This window comes from Amphritea sp. GJ51-11 (assembly GCF_055808735.1).
The window spans coordinates 1,962,149-1,980,918 of the sequence record NZ_CM147881.1; the positions used below are offsets into that span (position 1 = coordinate 1,962,149).

General features: G+C 48.8%; 16 protein-coding genes. 7 read left to right on the plus strand and 9 right to left on the minus strand.

Annotated features, from left to right (window positions below; all coding sequences use genetic code 11):
- The first annotated feature begins 56 nt into the window (after window positions 1-56).
- Window positions 57-521, plus strand: coding sequence for a ProQ/FINO family protein (locus AC0L4K_RS08610; RefSeq protein ID WP_417224423.1), 465 nt, complete (start codon window positions 57-59; stop codon window positions 519-521).
- A gap of 74 nt (window positions 522-595) precedes the next feature.
- On the opposite strand, the gene AC0L4K_RS08615 is transcribed toward AC0L4K_RS08610, so the two are convergent.
- The 5 genes from AC0L4K_RS08615 to AC0L4K_RS08635 all read right to left on the minus strand — a co-directional run bounded on the left by AC0L4K_RS08615 (window position 596) and on the right by AC0L4K_RS08635 (window position 7,595).
- Window positions 596-2,530 carry a bifunctional diguanylate cyclase/phosphodiesterase gene (locus AC0L4K_RS08615; protein ID WP_473268951.1) on the minus strand — a complete coding sequence of 645 codons (1,935 nt, stop codon included), beginning with the start codon at window positions 2,528-2,530 and terminating at the stop codon, window positions 596-598.
- A gap of 30 nt (window positions 2,531-2,560) precedes the next feature.
- Window positions 2,561-3,193 carry a transglutaminase-like cysteine peptidase gene (locus AC0L4K_RS08620; protein ID WP_417224427.1) on the minus strand — a complete coding sequence of 211 codons (633 nt, stop codon included), beginning with the start codon at window positions 3,191-3,193 and terminating at the stop codon, window positions 2,561-2,563.
- A gap of 165 nt (window positions 3,194-3,358) precedes the next feature.
- Window positions 3,359-4,432, minus strand: coding sequence for a DUF3080 family protein (locus tag AC0L4K_RS08625; protein ID WP_473268952.1), 1,074 nt, complete (start codon window positions 4,430-4,432; stop codon window positions 3,359-3,361).
- Window positions 4,402-5,775: an MATE family efflux transporter gene (locus AC0L4K_RS08630; protein ID WP_473268953.1), complete on the minus strand. Its 1,374-nt coding sequence runs from the start codon at window positions 5,773-5,775 to the stop codon at window positions 4,402-4,404. Before AC0L4K_RS08630 ends, AC0L4K_RS08625 begins: the two co-directional genes overlap by 31 nt.
- Before the next feature lie 77 nt (window positions 5,776-5,852).
- Entirely contained in the window at window positions 5,853-7,595 is a 1,743-nt protein-coding gene (locus AC0L4K_RS08635; RefSeq protein ID WP_417224431.1) for a PHA/PHB synthase family protein, read from the minus strand.
- Between the two features lie 456 nt (window positions 7,596-8,051).
- On the opposite strand from AC0L4K_RS08635, the gene AC0L4K_RS08640 reads away from it, so the two are divergent.
- Window positions 8,052-8,306 (plus strand): glutaredoxin family protein, encoded by a 255-nt coding sequence (locus AC0L4K_RS08640; RefSeq protein ID WP_473268955.1) that lies wholly within the window; start codon window positions 8,052-8,054, stop codon window positions 8,304-8,306.
- Here the strand turns inward: AC0L4K_RS08640 and AC0L4K_RS08645 are convergent.
- Window positions 8,303-9,100 (minus strand): TatD family hydrolase, encoded by a 798-nt coding sequence (locus tag AC0L4K_RS08645; protein ID WP_473268956.1) that lies wholly within the window; start codon window positions 9,098-9,100, stop codon window positions 8,303-8,305. The genes AC0L4K_RS08640 and AC0L4K_RS08645 overlap by 4 nt on opposite strands.
- A gap of 31 nt (window positions 9,101-9,131) precedes the next feature.
- Window positions 9,132-11,150 carry a transglycosylase SLT domain-containing protein gene (locus AC0L4K_RS08650; protein ID WP_473268957.1) on the minus strand — a complete coding sequence of 673 codons (2,019 nt, stop codon included), beginning with the start codon at window positions 11,148-11,150 and terminating at the stop codon, window positions 9,132-9,134.
- Window positions 11,151-11,360: 210 nt separating this feature from the next.
- On the opposite strand from AC0L4K_RS08650, the gene AC0L4K_RS08655 reads away from it, so the two are divergent.
- On the plus strand, window positions 11,361-13,235 hold the full coding sequence (locus AC0L4K_RS08655; RefSeq protein WP_417224438.1) for an ATP-binding cassette domain-containing protein: 1,875 nt from the start codon (window positions 11,361-11,363) through the stop codon (window positions 13,233-13,235).
- Window positions 13,236-13,292: 57 nt separating this feature from the next.
- Here AC0L4K_RS08655 and AC0L4K_RS08660 read toward each other — a convergent pair whose 3' ends face one another.
- Window positions 13,293-13,736 carry a universal stress protein gene (locus AC0L4K_RS08660; RefSeq protein WP_473268958.1) on the minus strand — a complete coding sequence of 148 codons (444 nt, stop codon included), beginning with the start codon at window positions 13,734-13,736 and terminating at the stop codon, window positions 13,293-13,295.
- A gap of 95 nt (window positions 13,737-13,831) precedes the next feature.
- Between AC0L4K_RS08660 and AC0L4K_RS08665 the strand changes: the two genes are divergently transcribed.
- Together AC0L4K_RS08665 and AC0L4K_RS08670 are read left to right on the plus strand one after the other, a co-directional pair.
- Window positions 13,832-14,338, plus strand: coding sequence for a hypothetical protein (locus AC0L4K_RS08665; RefSeq protein WP_417224442.1), 507 nt, complete (start codon window positions 13,832-13,834; stop codon window positions 14,336-14,338).
- Between the two features lie 29 nt (window positions 14,339-14,367).
- Window positions 14,368-14,592, plus strand: a complete 225-nt coding sequence (locus tag AC0L4K_RS08670) for a DUF1653 domain-containing protein (protein ID WP_473268959.1) — start codon at window positions 14,368-14,370, stop codon at window positions 14,590-14,592.
- A gap of 16 nt (window positions 14,593-14,608) precedes the next feature.
- Here the strand turns inward: AC0L4K_RS08670 and AC0L4K_RS08675 are convergent, their stop codons facing one another.
- The gene (locus AC0L4K_RS08675; RefSeq protein WP_473268960.1) at window positions 14,609-15,334 is read right to left on the minus strand and encodes a DNA topoisomerase I; all 726 of its coding nucleotides are present in this window, start codon (window positions 15,332-15,334) and stop codon (window positions 14,609-14,611) included.
- Window positions 15,335-15,538: 204 nt separating this feature from the next.
- Between AC0L4K_RS08675 and topA the strand changes: the two genes are divergently transcribed.
- Both topA and AC0L4K_RS08685 read left to right on the plus strand, forming a co-directional pair.
- Window positions 15,539-18,193, plus strand: coding sequence for a type I DNA topoisomerase (topA, locus tag AC0L4K_RS08680; protein WP_473268961.1), 2,655 nt, complete (start codon window positions 15,539-15,541; stop codon window positions 18,191-18,193).
- Between the two features lie 13 nt (window positions 18,194-18,206).
- Complete coding sequence (locus AC0L4K_RS08685) at window positions 18,207-18,731, plus strand: DUF6586 family protein (RefSeq protein ID WP_417224448.1); 525 nt, start codon at window positions 18,207-18,209, stop codon at window positions 18,729-18,731.
- Window positions 18,732-18,770: the final 39 nt, after the last annotated feature.

Below are 18,770 nucleotides of genomic sequence, written 5' to 3' on the forward strand. Positions count from 1 at the left end.
TTTTATAACCGGCCGAGTTAATTGGCCTATAGATAAATGGTTGAGAGAAACTTACTGTGACAGCAACAGATACTACGGCAACAGAGACTACGGATAAAACTAAAAGCCGTACTCGTTCAAAAAACCGAGCAGCTAATCAAGCGGCTTTGCAACTGTTGTGCGATGCCTACCCTGAGGTTTTCAATCGGGAAAGTATGCGGCCATTGAAAATCGGGATTCAGGAAGATCTGATTGCTGATGAGAAGTTAGCAAAGAATAAAATTAAGCGGGCTTTGGCCTCCTACGTTCGCTCACCTTATTACTTTCGCAGTCTGAAAGAGGGCGCTGATCGTATCGGGCTTGATGGTCAACCTGCCGGTGCAGTGACTGAGTCTGAGGCAGAGCACGCCAAACAGCAGTTGAAAGAGATCAATAAGCTGCGTCAGCAAAAACGCCAAGAAGAGCAAGCTAAGCAGAAAGTTAAGGAGAAGGAAGACCGCCTTAACAATAAACTTGAGATGCTGTTAACCAAGCGCGGTTAATCGCAGGCTTAAATCGCAGCACAAAAAAACCGCCAGAAGGCGGTTTTTTTATAGGTGGCTGTCGGATGGCTGTTTTATAAGCGTTCTGGGATGCCGTGTACCCAGCCTTGAGAACCATCCACTTCGAGTTGTTGCAGGGCGCTGAGCTGGGTTTCCCGTTCAGCGTGTTCCACATAAACCTTGATATCGAGGCTGTGGGCAACGGTGACTAAGCTCCTGACAAAGAAGCGGTCTTCATCATTGCTGTCGAGTTCTCTAATCAATGAACCATCGATTTTAATATAGTCGGGCTGAACCGTATAAAGGTAGCTAAAGCCGGCCGGGTTGATACCGAAGTTATCGACCCCAAACAGCGCCCCAGTTTGGCGCAATTGATCGCGGAATAGGGTTACCTGATCAATATTATTCAATACCGAAGTTTCATTGACCTCAACCGATAGGTTGTGCGGGTTAGCGAGTTTCGTGGTTTTATAAATCAGCCAGCCACAAAAGGCGGTATCTTTGATCGAGTCATTGCTTAGGTTGACCGCAAATTGATTGTCTGCGCTTTGTTTCAGTCGCGCTAAAATGGATCTTAATACTGATTTATCCAGCGCGGTCATCAGGCTAAGCTGCTTCACAACACTAATAAATTCACCTGCGATACAGGGCTTATTGTCCTGATTAAGGATGCGGGCATAGACCTCGCGGTGAACGATCTCCTGGGATGCTGATAGCTGTTTAACGGGCTGCGATTGTAAAAAGATATCGCCGCTGATGATTTTCTGACTGACGTGTTCATGCCAGTTACTCTGCAATTCAGGGTTGCCAATGCCTTTACAGCAGATGGTTGTATTATCACTTTTGGCTTGTTCGGCCGCCAGTTTCGCGTTAACTAATAAGTGTTCTGAACTACCCTGTTCGTTATAGGCGGTGGCGCCAATAAAGATGACCTTTTCTTGCTGGGTGTGGCTGAGTTGCTGATAACTGTCCTGCAGAATCTCGGCTAGCTTATTGAGCTCGCGGGACAGTTGGTCTGGATCAGTTATATGGGTCAGCAGGACGAACTCAGAACCACCGATACGGCCGAGGATCGGTGCTTCTGTCAGTAAACTGATCTCTTTCAATTGCGAGGCGCAGGCGCGGATAAAGTTATTGGCTTTCTCTACCCCTAACTCGGTGTTTAGCTTTTGTAGGTCGGCTATATGCAGGTGTATAAGGCTACCGGGGCCATAATCGTTGCGATAGTCGATACGCTCGTTAAGCTGAGTCATGGTGGCGCGGTGGTTGGTTAGGCCGGTCAAATCGTCTTGATAAGCGGTACGGCGGATCTCTTCGATGTACTTGGCCTGCTCATTAAACATTGTGCGCACACGCCGCACCATCATGTTCATCGCCAGCACCACCTGTTTTAGCTCACGGGTACGAGGGATATGGGCTTGTTCAATATATTTTTGTTGTGATAGGGCTGTTGCTTGATCTTCAACACCTTTCAATGGATTGAGAATATAGCGCATCAGCAGGCTGATAAAAAACAGGCAGAGTAGCGAGAGGATAACAAACCAGATAAAGGTCTGCTCCGTTCCGCGCCAGAGTTGCTCATAGGCATAACCGGCTCGGCTTTGAACAAAAATAGTGCCGGCTTTTTGCCATTGATGGGTGATTTCACGGGTCATTTCTGGCGGTGTGATTTCAATAAGATCAATAAACCAGTCGGGAACGCTGTCACTTATCTGGGCATCGGTGGTTTTGATAAACAGCGGCACATCGTCGGCATCGACCACGCGAATCTGCTGATAAAAGCCACTATCAAAGATAGCATTGACGGTGGTTTCAATGGCGGCTTTATCATGATCGGCAATATAGGGGGCCAGATAGAGTCCTAAATGGGTGGCGGTGTCCTGACCATGGGACTCCAATTGATGTATCAGCATCGTCTTGGAGCTGTCTGACATCAGATAGACTGAGCCTGCCGCTAATCCGATCAGTACGGCGAGCACTGCTGCCATTAACTGATTTACGATTGACATGTTTGATTCCTCATCTGTGCTGTTATCAGGCTAAAAACCCTGATTCTCCATTCGTGATTGTAATTGTACCCAAGGCTTTAACTGATCAGAGGTACCGACTAGTGTACTGCGACGGCCTTTTTTTGATAACCATAGATTATCACCGTTGAAGCTATAGACGTGCTGTAGATCAGGTCGACGGTTGGCCGGTTTTATTTCCGGGATCAGATTGTCGAGAATGAGCGGGGTTGATTTGGGAGTGCTGTAATAGGTTAGCACCATGTGTGCCTGATTCAGCTTAAGGGCTTTTACATAGGCGATGCTGAGTTTTTCAATCGGTACGCCGACCTGTCTCAGGGTGTAGTACTTGGCGATCGAGAAGTCTTCACAGTCACCGCCGCTGGTAATTAAAAATTCCACTGGGCTGGCCCAGTAATCCGACTTATGCCAGTGTGTTAGATCATCAACAAAGGTTAACTGATTGAAAAAGCGGTTTACCCGATGGAGCTTCTCATCATCATCAAAGTCTTTAATTTCTGTCATTAGGTTTTGCCAGCTACGTAAACGTCGTTTAGCCATCTCTCCGTATTTTTGACCCAGTTTATCAATCTGGGCGTCGGACATGATAACGCTGAAGCCGGGGGCCGCGGTGATGGTATAGGCGAGTGATAACAGGAATAGCATTAACAAGAAGCCCAGGCGCGTTATAAACGTGCCTGTTAACGATTTTCGTGGGCTATGTTGAGCTGCTCTGGACACGGCGAACCATTGATAATTAACAATAACTTTATTGTTTCATAGTCAGGCGCAGAACACCTGTATTATTTACTCAAAATGTTGCTGGGCTGATTATGATCCGTTTGGCATGAGATTACATTGTGTTAGCAAGCCTTGCCATGCCTCTGTGTGTCGATTTCTCGCTTGAGTATAGCGCTGCCATAGTGGTGATTCAGGTGTAAGCATCAAGCGCTGATATTGCTGCATCGATTTAGGAATATGCTGGAAGTGTTGCAGCAGTTGTTGATTAAGGTCGAGCCACTCACGGCCTTGGTTATGTATTTTGGCCATATAGGGCTGTAGTTCAGCGGCATAATATTTATTGAATACATTTTTGACAATCAGGGCTGTAGGGTTGGCTTGGTTGTTATAGCACAAGGGGCGTTTAGCAAGGCGCTGTTCAATCACATCGGCGGTATGTTCTAAAGTTTCAGTGATTAAAACGATCGAGCGTAACCAGCGACTGCCATAGCGCAGAGTTGATAGTGCCTGATAATGGGGTTCTAGTTGATCTAGGTAATCCGGCTCACGCCAAGTTAATGGCGTTTGCATAATGGGGTTGAGCGCGGCGATGCGGTTGAACAGCTGCAGCGCTTGACGGCTCTGGCTAAAGCCATCCTCGCCGGTCAACGGTAGGGCCGGTTCGGCGTGGGAGAAGTTTCGCTCCATCGCCTCGCTGGTGAAGATTCCGTTCCATAGCGCCGCTTCCATGTTTTGCTGTTTGATCTGGTAAATTTCGTCAATAGTCTCGATTAGCCCGCTATCAGCATGGTTTTCCTGCAGGGTTTGGCGGCACTGATTGAGTCCACTAAGAAAACGTATTTCATAGACCAGTTGCCGGGAAGGAGGCATTACCTTGCCTAATGAACTGTTCCGTTCGGCGACCAGTTGCACCAGTTGGCAGTGACGCAGCTTTAATACTTCCAGTAGTCCTTGGCGCAGATCGGTCACTGGGCGTATTCGTTCACGCCTGCGGGGATAGGTCGGCAGTGCTAAAGGGTGGTCGAGATCAAGCTGTGTCTCACTGTCGAGGCTGTTGGCGACCCGGTTACTGTATCGTTCCAGCATGGTTTCAACAGGGCGCTGATCGCAACCCTGTAGTACCAGTATCAAGCTCAGTGCGATGAAGCAGCGGGTATATGGCATTGTCGTTTAATGTGTCGGTAACGGAGTAATAACAGTATAGCGCCAACGGTTAAGCCGGCGATCATGCCTAGCCAGAAACCTTTGGGTCCAGAGGCGGGGGTGATTAAATCCGTCAGGCCGAGGGTATATCCCAGCGGTAGTCCGATCAACCAGTAAGCGGTAAAGACAATCAACAATGGATAGACCGTATCTTTATGACCCCGTAGCAAGCCGGCGCTGGCAACTTGAATCGCATCGGGTATTTGAAATATAGCGGCGATCAGTAATAGGCTGCTGGCGAGTGTGACAATGTCATGGTCGGGGGTGTAGAGCTGAGCGATCGGCACTGAAAGTAGAGCGATCAGTGTACAGGTCGTGATGGAGGTTAAAATCACAATCATATAGCCGCTAGCCGCGGTGACTCGGGCGCCGTGATAGTCTTTGCGGCCGATATTCTGACCGATTCTGATGGTCAGGGCCATGGCGATACTCAGAGGAATCATAAACACCATGCCGGTAAAACTAAGGGTGATTTGATGGGCGGCAATAACCTGTTCGCCTAAGCGGGCAATTAGCAGGGCAATAACGGAAAACATACTGACTTCTATCAGCATGGTAAAACCGATGGGGACGCCGATACGAAGAATATTTGCGAAGTAAACGGCCTTAAAACGCGGCCGAATAATAAGGTTTAGGTGGCGAAAGTGGCGAGAATAGCGCAAATATGCAGCGCCACTGAGCGCCATGATCCACATCACAATAGTAGTTGCCCAGCCGCAACCGACGCCGCCGAGTTCTGGGAAGCCAAATTTACCGTAGATTAATACGTAGTTCAGAGGGATATTACAGAGTAACGCAAAAATGCCGATTTTCATTAGCGGTTGAGTCTTGCCGAGTCCTTCAGAATAACTACGGCAGGCTTGATACAGCATAATGCCGGGCACGCCCCATGATAGTGCTTCGAGGTAGCCCAATGTTTTGGTTTTAAGGCTGCCGCTGACCTGCATCATCTCTAACACGGGGGCCATATTGCGTAAGATAAGCCAGGCTAGCACACTGACACAGAGCGCAATCAATACCCCTTGATGAAAGATCAAGCGGGTTCTGCGTAGTTGATGATTGCCTGCATGATTAGCCACCATCGGGGTAACGGCCATCAATACGCTGCTGAGTGAAATTAGCACCGGCAGCCAGATACCCGAGCCCAATGCTACAGCGGCCAGGTCTTCAGCGCTATATCGGGCCGCCATCAGCGTATCGACAAAGCCCATGGCGGCCTTCGATAGCTCTGCCACTAGAATAGGAATGGCGAGTGATAGAATATTTCGGCTCTCGTGCAGAGAGCATAACGGTGTGTATTTCAATGGCGATCAAATTATTAAAGTGGCGGAAATAAAAAAACCGAGGCGCAGGCCCCGGTTTCTGGTGGTTGCGGAGTCTGCTAGTCGATACGAGCGGTAACGTAACGGCCCGGAGCCGGTTCAATCGCTGGTAACTCTTTATTGCCGTACTCTTTAGGGGCGTCAACTTTTTTGCCAGATTTTGGCTTGAGCCATTTAGCCCAGTTTGGCCACCAGCTGCCTTCTTGGCGCTCGGCAGTTTCAAGCCAGTGATCGGCTCCCTGACCTAGCTCACCGCCGGTCCAGTAGTTACGACGATTCTTAGAGGCTGGATTGACAACACCGGCAACGTGGCCGCTGGCACCCAGCACAAACTCGACCTTACCCTGCATCAGTTCGGTCCCTTTAAAGGTCCCTTTCCAAGGTGCGATATGATCGTCGATAGCAGACATGAAATAGACTGGAATCTTGATATCACGTAGGTCAATGGACTCACCGCAGATAGTCAGGCCGCCGGGCTCTACCAGCTTGTTATTGATGTACATCTCATTGATATAGAAGTTGTACATATTAGCAGGCAGGTTGGTGGAGTCGGAGTTCCAGTAAAGAATATCGAACGGTGCTGGATTCTGACCTTTCAGGTAGTTGTTAACGACGTAAGACCAGATTAAGTCATTAGAGCGAAGCATGTTGAAAGAGGCGGCCAAGTCGCGGCCGTTAAGTAGGCCTTGCTCATCGACTTTATCGGTTAATTGCTTAACCTGCTGTTCATCGATAAACACTCTTAGATCACCTGGATCTGTAAAGTCAGTCAGGGTTGTCAGGAAGGTTGCAGAGGCAACGGATTCATCTTTACGTTTAGCCATCACCGCCAGTGTTGAGGCAAGGATAGTACCGCCGATACACCATGAGACGCAGTTGATTTTATCTTGGTCGGTGATTTTCTTCACCGCGTCAATGGCTTTTATGGTGCCATTGTCGACGTAATCATCCCAAGAAAGGTCACGCTGCTCAGTGGTTGGGTTAACCCAAGAGACCAAGAATACGTTCAAGCCTTGTTCGAGGCAGTACTTAACGTAGGAGTTATGCTCTTGCAGGTCGAGAATGTAAAATTTATTAATGCAAGGAGGGATAATTAGCGTTGGCCGGCTGTATACCTGATCAGTGGTTGGCTTGTATTGAATCAGCTGCAGCATTTCGTTCTCAAAAACGACCGCGCCTTCAGATGTCGCTATATTTTCACCCAAGGTGAATGCGGATTCATCTGTCATGGTGATGCGGCCTTTCTCAACATCGCCGAGCAGGTTTTGCAGGCCATCAACAAGGCTTTGACCCTTGGTTTCCAATGCTTGTTGCAGTACTTCAGGATTGGTCAGGGCGAAGTTGGTGGGAGACATGGCATCGGTATATTGCTGAGTGTAGAACTCTAGCTTGCGTTGCTCAGTTTCACTCAGGTTCGCTTTAGAGGCCATCTGGTTAAGCAGATCTGATGTCAGCAGGTAAGATTGTTTGATATAAGAGAATACAGGGTTTTGGCTCCACTCTTCGGCAGCGAAACGGCGGTCGCCCTTGAGCGGTTCCGCGATTGGCTTGTCTACCGCTTTGCCGGTTAGGATGTTTTGCCACAAGCTGATTTGCGCTTGCTGATAGTCAGAGATAGCTCGCACCCAGACAGATGGGTCTTCGAAAGAACGAGCAGCCAGATCAGTCCATGACTGGGTGAACTTCTTAAAGACGTCGTCACTGCCATTCTGAGAATACATCTCAAGAACTTTCTTGCTTTCCTTATTCAGATAATTAATGAATTCTTGTGGATTAGAGAGAATGTTGCTGTTGTTTTCCATATAACTGCCTTCTATCTGAAGCCTATCTTAGTCATCGGTGCAAACGTCTGAGGAGAGCCGACACCCGTGTATTGTTATAACTGCCTGCTGTTCTGTCGTATGAAGCTCAATATTAAATACAATGTTTAAACAGAGTCATTGAGCATAGACAACTTGATGCGGCGCAGCAAGCTTCTATTGCACTACTTTAGTTAGACGCTTCGGGGAGTTACGCTGCGACGCTATGGAAATCTAACCAAAATATGTTGCGGTTGTTCGGTGCTGCGGCTATTGCGCCTAGATGTTGATGTCATTATCGGCCCCATACCGGAACTTGTCGACGAGGGTTTTATCGCTTTTGTTGAGGGCGATGCAATAGGCAGGGGAAAACCCAAAAAAGAGTTTATGTTGTTATATAATCAGACGAGTTTTGTTCATTATCGATTATGAGGTCTTTTAGGCCACTTAGGAGACCTTATGCGTCAGTTTCTGCTGATGAGCAGTGTGGGTTGTCATCTTTGTGATGAAGCCGCAGACATACTTATCGCTCAGCTTAATCCCAGTCAACATCTGTTAGATGAAGTAGATATTGCTTACGACGATGCCTTAATGGAAAAATATGGTGTGTTGATTCCGGTACTCGTCGATGAGGCCAGCGGTGCTGAACTACGCTGGCCCTTCGATGCTGAAGGCGTTGGCGAGTTTATTCGTCAGATTGAAACCCAGGCCTAACGGAAGCCGAATAAGCGTTGATTGTTCTGTTGTGTTTGCTGTGCCAATGCTTGTGGGTCTTCGCCTCTGGCTTTAGCCACCTCATTGAGAATATGAGGTAGATAGGCGGGCAAATTACGACGGCTTTTGGGCTTAGGTTTGAGATTGCGCGGCAGTAGGTAAGGGGCATCCGTTTCGAGCAGCAGACGATCCGCTGGAATATCTTTGACTAAGTTGAGTAGCTCAAGGCCTCTACGTTCGTCACAGATCCAGCCGGTAATGCCGATATACAGATCGAGATCGAGGTAATTGTATAGTGCTTCTCGGTTGCCGGTAAAGCAATGAGCAACGGCGCCATGTAGGTCGTCGTGATGCAGCCTGAGCATCTCGAGCTGTTGTTGATGGGCATCCCGTTCATGGAGGAACAGGGGTAACGCCGCTTCACTGGCCAGCTCTAAATGTTGTTCAAAGGAGTTGATCTGTTGTGCGGGCGGTGACGCATTACGGTTGAAATCCAATCCTGTTTCACCCACCGCCACGACCTCGGGATGTTTGAGTAGCGCGGTTAAGGTTGCTCGCCCCTCGCTGGTAAAGGTTTTGCTGTAGTGGGGGTGAACCCCGGCGGTGCAAAACAGTTGGCCGGGGTGTTGCTGACAAAGGCTAAGTGCCTGTTCACTGTCATCAACGTTAGTGCCTGTAATGAGCAGTCGCGTCACGCCAGCAGTCACCGCATCAGCAATGACAGCTTCTCGATCGGCGTCAAAGGCGCTATCGGTGAGGTTAACACCGATATCCGTTAGGTCGCTTGCATGCATTTTGGTCTATCTGCCGTTAATGAGTTAAAACCTACTGAGTATTATGCCGGATAAAGTCTCTCAGCTGTTCCGCCTGATGGGCACCGGTTGAGCTTTGCAGTGCGACTCTAAAGGCGGTTTGGCCTTCGGGCAGGTGGGTGGGCTTGCCGGCCAGCGTTCGATAGACCGCATGATAGGCCATGACATTCATCACATAACGGCGGGTTTCGGTGAATGGAATCGTTTCGATCCAGATATCAATCGGTAATTCACCCCGCTGTTTTAGCCATCGGTTGACCCGGCTAGGGCCAGCGTTGTAGGCGGCGGTGGCATACACCTGATTGTTGTTAAACTTCTTCTGCATTTCGGCGAGATACGCGACACCAAGGTTAATATTGGTACTCGGCTGATACAGCTCGCTGACTTGCTTGTACGGAATGTCGTTATGTTTAGCGGTCATTTTCGCGGTTTTGGGCATCAGCTGCATCAAACCGCGAGCACCTACGCGAGAGCGCGCATGGGGCTGATAGGCGCTTTCTTGTCGGGCAATTGCCCGTGCCCAGTTGGTATCGATATTAAACTTGCCAGCCAATGTGGCAAAGGTATCCGAATAGGGCATAGGGAAACGCAGCGCGATATCATCCCAGTATTTGGCTTTGGCGACACCAATAATCGCCATATTATGCCAGCCCCAGCGGTGCAGTACTGTGGCAGCGGTGCGCAGTTGCTCGGCATCGTACTGGCGAGTGAATTGGTTCCATTCACGGCGGGCTAGGTAGCGCTGGTCTAACCGGTAAAGCTCGTGCATACGTTGCATGGCTGGTGCGCTTGCCTGTTGCAGTACGGCTTTTTCAACGACTTTATCTTGCTGAGGGTTCAGGCGGAAGCTGGTTTGCAGCGTGCGAGCGGCTAATAAACCGTAATAGCTGCGCTCGGTGCTGAGTTTTACAAACGCATCGGAGTAGGCCGGCTGAAGCCCTTTGATATGGCTGGCAGATAGGGTTTTCCAATAGACCCAGCGTTCATCCTGCTGCATCTCTGCGGGCATTTCGTCGATCAGTTGATGTACTTTATTCCAATTAAGATCCGTCAGTGCCAGTTTGATACGGCGTTCCTGAATCTCTTCATCCTGGGTGGTGTTTAATCGTTTAAGTAAGCCGTCGGTGTGTTTGTCGGGAATGTTCGCTAGGCGGCGTGCCAAAGTGCGGCTGAGCTTTTGCTGCTCATCTTGGTTGAAAGATCGACTTGAGCGAACTTTAAACCAAGCTTGTGTCGCTGCTTGTGGGCTCTTTCTTGAAAGACGATCAATACCATATAGGTAGGTTATACGGCTAGCCACGGTATCACCGGGGAAATAAGTGGGGTCTGTAATGAGGGCCGGGTCTTTGCGGACACTGAGAAAGCGTTCGACGGCTTTCTTCTGTTTAGCGTCCTTAATATAACGTTGCAGATAAACAGCCAAATTCATATTGTTGTTGTCAGCTGCTTTCCAGAAACGTTGATAAGCGAGCTTACTGCTTGGAGCGTTGTGTTGCTTCATCCAATGGCTGAATACTGAATCGCAGGCGCTAGAGACCGAGTGGCCTGCATTCCAGAGGGTATCAATGCCTTTAACTGCAAGACTTGCTTGGCCTGTTTGTAGCAGGGCGTTGCGGTAGTGGCACTCAGACAGCTCATTTCTGACCGTTGAACCTTTATAGGCGACGATATAGTCTTTCCAGCGTTTATGGGTGGCCAGATAGTTAAGCCATTTTTGCTCAAGCGGGTAAACCGTCGGTACATACGCATATTGTTTGGCATAAAGATCGATATGGTGCTGTGTAACGGCTGCGAAATTATGTGTCAGTTCCTGCTGTTCCAGATAAGGATACAGGGGGTACTGAGTCAACTGTGCTTTAAGTTGATAATACTCATCCAGATTATCGTTATTTAGCTGTTTGAGTGATTTTTGATAGAGACGTCGTGATGCTTCAGACGAATCTGCAACCGCGGTTCCCGCTACAAAAAAGCAGAGTAGTAAACTGCAAACGAGACGGGGGTGTAAGGTATTGCTGTTTTTATAAGACATCATCCATCTTTGTCGGTAGTTGCATGTATATCAATCATAGCGGCAAAGCGAACCTAAACTCGAGAAAAATATGGTCTAAAGGGGTGAAATTTCATTCTCAGGGGCTATCTCAGGCGTCTGCCGGAGGGTGTGCGTAAATATATTGTGATTGCGTACCACCGCCGAGTGGTTTTTCTGTAGAATATGCGGCCAACGTTTTTGATGGATTTAAGCATGGCTCTGATCAGACTGGACAAGGTCTCCGTCGCCTTTGGCGATAAACAACTGCTCGATCATATCGACTTTCAACTGGATAAAGGCGAACGGGTTGCCTTAGTGGGCATTAATGGCGCGGGTAAATCGACCCTGCTGAAAGTGCTGGCACGGCATCAAGCAACTGATGATGGTGAAATCTGGCAGGATGGCGGCGCTCGAGTGGCGGAACTGTCGCAGATGCTACCTGCCGCTGATGAACGCAAGGTGCGCGATGTCGTGGCTTCCGGTTGTGCTGAAACCGTTGATCTGCTGAACCGTTATGAAGCGTTGGCGATGAGCCAAAGTGATACGGATATGGCTGAACTGGAACGGTTGCAACATAAAATCGAACTCGTTGACGGCTGGCACCTTGAGCAGAAAATCGTGCAGGTGTTGGAACGTCTCGAATTAGATGGCGAACAGCTTATGTCGGCGCTATCTGGCGGTTGGCGCCGTCGTGCGGCGCTCGGCGCGGCATTGGTTCAGTCCCCCGATATATTATTGCTCGATGAGCCAACCAACCATTTGGATATCGAAACCATCGAATGGCTGGAAAAGCAGATCATGGAGTTCCGTGGGGGCGTGTTATTTATTTCCCATGACCGTTCATTGGTTGAGCGTTTGGCGACCCGTATTGTTGAACTGGATCGCGGTAATCTCACCTCTTTTCCCGGCAATTATTCCGCTTATTTAGCACAAAAAGAGAAAATGCTTGAGGAAGAGGAGCGTCATAACGCCCTATTTGATAAGCGCTTAGCCGAAGAAGAAAAGTGGATTCGTCAGGGCATTAAGGCCCGTCGTACCCGTAATGAAGGCCGTGTCCGTGCACTTAAAGATTTGCGCGTGGAGCGCTCCCAGCGTCGTGATAAGCAGGGCAAAGCTAAATTCCAAGTAGAGCAAGCGGACCGTTCGGGCAAAATCGTGATCGAAGTGGAAGGTGTTACCCACGGCTATAACGGTGATACTGTGTTACGTGATCTAACACTCTCTATTCAGCGTGGTGATCGTATCGGTCTGATCGGCCCGAACGGTGTGGGTAAAAGTACGCTATTGAAAGTACTGTTAGGGCAAATTCAGCCGGATCAAGGTGCGGTTAAACTCGGCACCAGTCTTAATGTTGCCTATTTCGATCAGTTGCGAGGCAAGCTCGACCCGGAAAAAACGATTATTGATAATATTTCCGAAGGCCGTGAGAGTATTTCGATCAATGGTAAATCACGTCATATTATTAGTTATTTGAGTGATTTTCTGTTCTCTCCGGAACGTGCACGCACCCCGGTGAAGGCGTTGTCCGGTGGTGAATGTAACCGGGTGATGTTGGCTAAGTTATTTAGTCAGCCATCCAACTTGTTAGTGCTTGATGAGCCGACCAATGATTTGGATATTGAAACCCTAGAGCTGCTTGAGGAGATCTTGTTAGAGTACAAGGGTACCCTGTTGTTGGTCAGTCATGACCGGGCATTCTTGGATAATGTGGTGACTTCCACCTTGGTGTTCGAAGGCAACGGCAAGGTTCAGGAATATGTCGGGGGCTATGAAGACTGGTTACGGCAGCGTGCTGAGATCAACCGGCCGGTGGAAAAGCCTACCGCTAAAGCAGTGGTGGAGCCCGTTAAAGCGGAACCGGCGAAGAAGAAACTAAGTTACAAGTTGCAGCGAGAGTTGGATCTACTGCCGGGGCAGTTAGAACAGCTTGAAGGCGAGATCGAACAACTGCATATAGAAACCGGCGCGGCTGATTTTTATAACGGCGATCATGCGCAAGTTGCGGCTAAGTTAGCAGCATTGCAAAGCAAAGAAGCAGCGCTGGAAAAACTAATGGATCGCTGGGTGGAACTAGAGGCGATGCAGTAATACGCGCATCGCCTAACAATCTAGGATGATCGTGTAGAGCGCAGAGAAAGGGGAGTGTTACTCTTCTTTCTCGGTTACTCTGATCGCCAGTACGTCGCATTTAGCGCCGTGCAGGATGCCATTGGCAGTTGAGCCTAACAGCAATGCCAGCCCGTGACGTCCATGGCTGCCGACAATAATTAGATCGCACCCCTGTTCGTCAGCGACTTTGTGAATTTCAGTTTCAGTGTGACCTGAAACCACATGACATTGCTTAACGGGGTAGTCTAGCTGTTCACTAAAGCGAGTCATCTTGCTTTGTGCGTGCTCATCAAGCTGTGCTTGAATCGCGGTTAAGTCCATCGGAACGTCACCGCCGTAAGCAAAGCTCAGCGGCTCGATAACGTGAATCATGGATAGCTCAGCGTTAGAGCATTCGGCCAGTTGTTTTACTTTGTCGATCAATTGATCAGATTCTTCTGATAAATCAGTCGCTACTAAGATGTGTTTATAAAGGGACATGGGAATTGCTCCTGTTGATTCCTAATAATGAGAATAACATAGAATCTCTGGTTCTAATTATGACCGGTGTCAACCCGGTTAGTCGAGGGCATTAAATGAAGTGGGCCATTATTATTTTAATTATGATGTCATTGCTAGGGTCGATGATGTGGGTGATGCCAAGTCCACGGCAGCGGTTTCTTGCCAAACTGCGTCAACAGGCGTCTAAACATGGCTTTCAGGTGCAGATGGTGCGCATGACGCCGCCCCGTGCAGCGGGCCAGGTGAAGCCTGAAACCTTGATGGCAACAGCCTATCGTTTGCCTCGCTATAACCTGGAAAAAGCCCATCGCAATAACTTCACCGAGTGGCAGGTTTTTCGTCAGATTGCCGTGGCCAATGAGGGCTTGCCTGAAGGTTGGTGTTGGGGCAGTGGTGAGCGTTGCTTGAACGAGCAGCAACTAGCGGTTTTGAATACATTGATAGAGCAGTTGCCAGCAGGCGTCTCTTCGATCGAGTCAACACCGGTGCATATTTCGTTATATTGGGATGAACGTGGTGATGAAAACAGCTTGGATGAGTTTCAAGCGTTACTCAAGCCCTTTATTGACCAGCAGTTTTAATCATGAATAGGCAAGATAGAGGAGCGACTATGACGCTTAAAACGGGTATTTACCGTCATTACAAAGGCGCAGATTACGAAGTGCTGCATCTCGCTCGGCATTCCGAAACGGAAGAGTGGTTAGTAGTGTATCGCCCCTGTTATGGCGAGCGAGGCATCTGGGTGCGGCCGTTGGCGATGTTTACTGAAGCCGTGACCGGTGCGGATGGCCAATCGGTTGGCCGATTTGAATATCTAAACGCCGCTTCAAACTGAGGTCGGCGCTTAATACTTATTCTTCTTTATTTTCTTTCTGGCTTAAGAGATCAACAGAGGCGGCCAAGTTGCCGGTAGCCATGGCGCTACTGGGTCTTGCGCGGTTGAGAAGATCTCTAATCCTATCGATATATTCTTGTTTTTGCTTCTGCGGCACGTTGGCACGAGCAACCATCGCTTTAGCATGTTTGTAGTGGGACATGGCTACTAACTTATCGCCCCGCTCGAGATAGTGATTACCCTGATTGATATGGGCATCGGCAAATACGCAAACATGCAACCAGTAAAGATCATGCTGAAACTGCTTGGCCCGGGCTACACTGAGCTTGTTAAGTTGCGCCATCTCGATACAGAGTTTTTCGGCATGTTGAATATGGATTTGAGCTTTTTTGAGGGCGCGATCGTTGTTAAAACCACCGGGTACCGCAGTGATGCGGTCGGTACTTTCTTTTTGTGCACCGATATCCTGAAGGAGTTCCGATTCGGGGGCCAGTGTTGAAATTTCTTCGATCATGCTGACAACGTAGCCGCTCAAAGCATCGGTTATTTCCGTGCGGCAGTTGGCTTCCCTCAGCACGGCAAGGCTTTCTAGGGTTTCGGCTGACTTCTTATTCAGCTCTTTCAGACGCTTATTGCGGTATTCATTTTGCTGTTCTCTGGTAGAGAAATAATTGTTCACCAGCAACGCCACGAAACCGACTGCGATTAAAGAAAAAAGAAAAATCAGGTTGTCTTGCAACATATTCTCAGGTAGTTGTAATTAAGGAACGGGCTAATATTGGCGGCAGCATACTGTATTTAAGCTACCAGAAACATACCTTTATTAGCCAATAATCTTGATTAATTGGCGTGTTTTTTTTAGCAGAAGCTTGACCCTGCTGGTTACAGCCCTTATATATGCACGCTGTTTTGTATTGTCACCTCGTCCTTTAAGGATTTTATTTATATGGGAAAGTCCCTAGTTATAGTTGAGTCACCTGCCAAAGCGAAAACCATAAACAAGTATCTGGGTAACCAGTTTGTGGTTAAATCGAGCGTGGGCCACATTCGGGATCTGCCCACCAGTGGCTCGGGTAATGGGACCGCATCGGATCCAAAAGAACGCGCTCGTCAGGCTGCGATAACCCGTAAATTGTCACCGGAAGATAAAATCCGGCACAAGGCTGAAAAGAGTAAAAAACAACTGATTGCTCGTATGGGTGTTGATCCCGAACATAACTGGGATGCCCGTTATGAGATCTTGCCCGGTAAAGAAAAAGTCGTTGATGAATTGAGACGACTAGCGAAAGATGCAGACACAATCTATCTCGCAACCGATTTGGACCGCGAGGGGGAGGCGATTGCCTGGCACCTGCGGGAAGCGATTGGTGGTGAAGATTCACGTTATAAACGTGTGGTATTTAACGAAATTACTGAAAAAGCGATTCAGGAAGCATTTAAGCAACCGGGTGAGCTTGATATTAACCGAGTTAATGCGCAGCAGGCGCGTCGATTCCTTGATCGCGTGGTCGGTTACATGGTGTCGCCGCTGCTATGGGCCAAGGTTGCCCGTGGCTTGTCGGCTGGACGGGTGCAATCGGTCGCTGTACGTTTGCTAGTTGAGCGTGAAAAAGAGATTCGCAGCTTTATCCCTGAAGAGTTCTGGGAGTTACATGCCGATGTCGAGTCGGACAAAAAAGAAGCATTGCGCTTTCAGGTCGAAAAATATCAGGGCAAGGCGTTCCGTCCTGTCAGTGGTACCGAGACTGATGGGTATGTTGCGCAGCTGAAAAAAGAAGCCTTTCAGGTCACGAATCGTCAGGATCGTCCAACGAGTAGTCGTCCTTCGGCCCCTTTCATCACCTCAACCCTGCAGCAGGCGGCGAGTACCCGACTGAGCTTTGGTGTGAAGAAAACCATGATGCTGGCGCAGCGACTCTATGAAGCTGGCTATATCACCTACATGCGGACCGACTCGACCAATTTAAGTGCTGAAGCCGTTGCTACCTGCCGCGAATATATTAATGAGAACTTTGGCAGCAAGTATCTGCCTGAAAAACCTAACTCCTATAGCAGCAAAGAGGGCGCTCAGGAGGCGCACGAGGCGATTCGTCCTTCAGATGTAAGCATCGAGGCTACTTCGTTAAAAGGCATGGAGAGGGACGCTGAACGCCTCTATGAGCTCATTCGGCGGCAGTTCATGGCGTGTCAGATGACGCCGGCCCTCTACACCAGTACACGGGTAACCATTACGGCGGGTGAATTTGAATTACGCACCAAAGGTCGGATTTTGCGCTTTGATGGTTATACGCGAGTGATGAATAGCCGGGGTAAAGATGACGATATTATCTTGCCAGATGTGAAGCAGGGCGATGTATTGCAACTGCAACAGCTAGATCCTAAGCAGCATTTTACTAAGCCTGCACCCCGTTATACCGAAGCGAGTTTGGTTAAAGAGTTAGAAAAACGAGGCATTGGCCGGCCGTCCACCTATGCGTCGATTATTTCGACGATTCAGGATCGTGGTTATGTGGAAGTCCATAATCGGCGTTTCTATGCTCAGAAAATGGGCGATATTGTTACTGAAAGACTGGTGGAGAACTTCTCTGATCTGATGGATTTTGGCTTTACCGCCCGGATGGAAGAGTCGTTAGATGACATCGCTACTGGCGCAGCCGATTGGAAAGCGTTGCTCAACCAATTTTATGAAGGCTTTAGTAATCGTTTAGAGCTAGCACAAGACCCTGATGACGGGATGCGCTTGAATGCGCCGACAGAAACGGATATTCCTTGTCCTACCTGTGGTCGGATGATGATGGTGCGTACCGGCACAACCGGGGTTTTCTTAGGCTGTTCAGGTTATGCCCTGCCACCGAAAGAGCGCTGCAAAACGACCATGAATCTGGTTCACGGTGATGAGGTTGTCAGTGTCGATGGCGATGATGAAGAAGAGTCGCGTATCCTGCGTAACAAGCACCGTTGTAGTATCTGTGATACGGCGATGGACAGCTATCTGATTGACGAGCAACGTAAGCTGCATATCTGTGGCAACAACCCGGACTGTCCTGGTTTTGAAGTTGAGCAGGGTGCCTTTAAAATCAAGGGTTATGATGGCCCGGTGTTGGAGTGCGACAAGTGTGGTGCTGAGATGCAGTTAAAAACGGGCCGCTTCGGCAAGTTCTTTGGCTGTACAAGTGATACTTGTAAAAACACTCGTAAGTTGTTGAAAAGTGGTGAGGCTGCGCCGCCGAAAATGGATCCGGTGCCGATGCCAGAGTTGCAATGTGATAACGTCGAAGACACCTTTATCTTACGTGATGGTGCATCAGGTATGTTCCTTGCGGCGAGTCAGTTCCCTCGTAAAAGGGAAACTCGAGCGCCTAAAGTGTCTGAGCTCTTACCACATAAGAGCGAGATCGATCCAAAATATAGTTTCCTCTTCAGTGCACCGTTAGAAGATGATGATGGCAACCCTGCAATCGTCCGTTACAGCCGTAAAACGAAAGAGCAGTATGTGATGACGGAAGTCGAAGGTAAGGCGACCGGATGGCGTGCTTTCTACAGTGGCGGTAAATGGGTAGTGGAAGCTGCTAAAGCGAAGAAGACAGCAACCAAAAAGTGAGCGGAGGCTTAGTATGAGCGGTGTGTATTTAACCCGTACCAACCAGAAATTAAACTTTACCCGCATCCATTTGGATGCGCTGAAGGTGGCTCAGGAATCGACCGGCTGGAGTAAGCATGCGTTGATTGAATCCTATAATGAGTCGGTATTGTTTCATATGGTGTCGGCATACAGTTCATTGCTCAGAGAGATCGCTGAACAATACAGTTTTGATGCTAACCGGATTAGTAAGCTCAGTCAGCTAACGCAGCAGATGGAGGCGCAGGGGTTGGAAGCACCTGAAGTCGCCGAACTGCAACAGTTACATAATGATACTGACAGTTGGTTGCATCAGTTGCTTGCCGCGTATAAAGCCTGCTGGCGAGCGGAAGACCATCAGCAATCGCAAGGCAAAGCCGAAAGTGTCTCTGAGATACACGTGATGCAGATTAATCCGGACCATGCTGAAGATGGCGATATACTCAGCGAATACCAGCGCTGGTTTAGCGAATTTAAGGCACTGGTCGAACGTATGCGTAATGGTATGCAGGAGTGGTAAAAGAGGAGAGAAGCATCGGTGGTTGAAGGGTTTCTGAGG

What these genes read in the sequence shown, in the direction of transcription:
- AC0L4K_RS08625 (WP_473268952.1), bottom strand. Translation starts at nt 4,432, where the DNA reads ATGCCATATACCCGCTGCTTCATCGCACTGAGCTTGATACTGGTACTA.
- AC0L4K_RS08670 (WP_473268959.1), top strand. Translation starts at nt 14,368, where the DNA reads ATGACGCTTAAAACGGGTATTTACCGTCATTACAAAGGCGCAGATTAC.
- AC0L4K_RS08615 (WP_473268951.1), bottom strand. Translation starts at nt 2,530, where the DNA reads ATGTCAATCGTAAATCAGTTAATGGCAGCAGTGCTCGCCGTACTGATC.
- AC0L4K_RS08635 (WP_417224431.1), bottom strand. Translation starts at nt 7,595, where the DNA reads ATGGAAAACAACAGCAACATTCTCTCTAATCCACAAGAATTCATTAAT.
- AC0L4K_RS08640 (WP_473268955.1), top strand. Translation starts at nt 8,052, where the DNA reads ATGCGTCAGTTTCTGCTGATGAGCAGTGTGGGTTGTCATCTTTGTGAT.
- AC0L4K_RS08685 (WP_417224448.1), top strand. Translation starts at nt 18,207, where the DNA reads ATGAGCGGTGTGTATTTAACCCGTACCAACCAGAAATTAAACTTTACC.
- AC0L4K_RS08655 (WP_417224438.1), top strand. Translation starts at nt 11,361, where the DNA reads ATGGCTCTGATCAGACTGGACAAGGTCTCCGTCGCCTTTGGCGATAAA.
- AC0L4K_RS08675 (WP_473268960.1), bottom strand. Translation starts at nt 15,334, where the DNA reads ATGTTGCAAGACAACCTGATTTTTCTTTTTTCTTTAATCGCAGTCGGT.
- AC0L4K_RS08660 (WP_473268958.1), bottom strand. Translation starts at nt 13,736, where the DNA reads ATGTCCCTTTATAAACACATCTTAGTAGCGACTGATTTATCAGAAGAA.
- AC0L4K_RS08620 (WP_417224427.1), bottom strand. Translation starts at nt 3,193, where the DNA reads ATGCTATTCCTGTTATCACTCGCCTATACCATCACCGCGGCCCCCGGC.
- AC0L4K_RS08665 (WP_417224442.1), top strand. Translation starts at nt 13,832, where the DNA reads ATGAAGTGGGCCATTATTATTTTAATTATGATGTCATTGCTAGGGTCG.
- topA (WP_473268961.1), top strand. Translation starts at nt 15,539, where the DNA reads ATGGGAAAGTCCCTAGTTATAGTTGAGTCACCTGCCAAAGCGAAAACC.
- AC0L4K_RS08645 (WP_473268956.1), bottom strand. Translation starts at nt 9,100, where the DNA reads ATGCATGCAAGCGACCTAACGGATATCGGTGTTAACCTCACCGATAGC.
- AC0L4K_RS08650 (WP_473268957.1), bottom strand. Translation starts at nt 11,150, where the DNA reads ATGATGTCTTATAAAAACAGCAATACCTTACACCCCCGTCTCGTTTGC.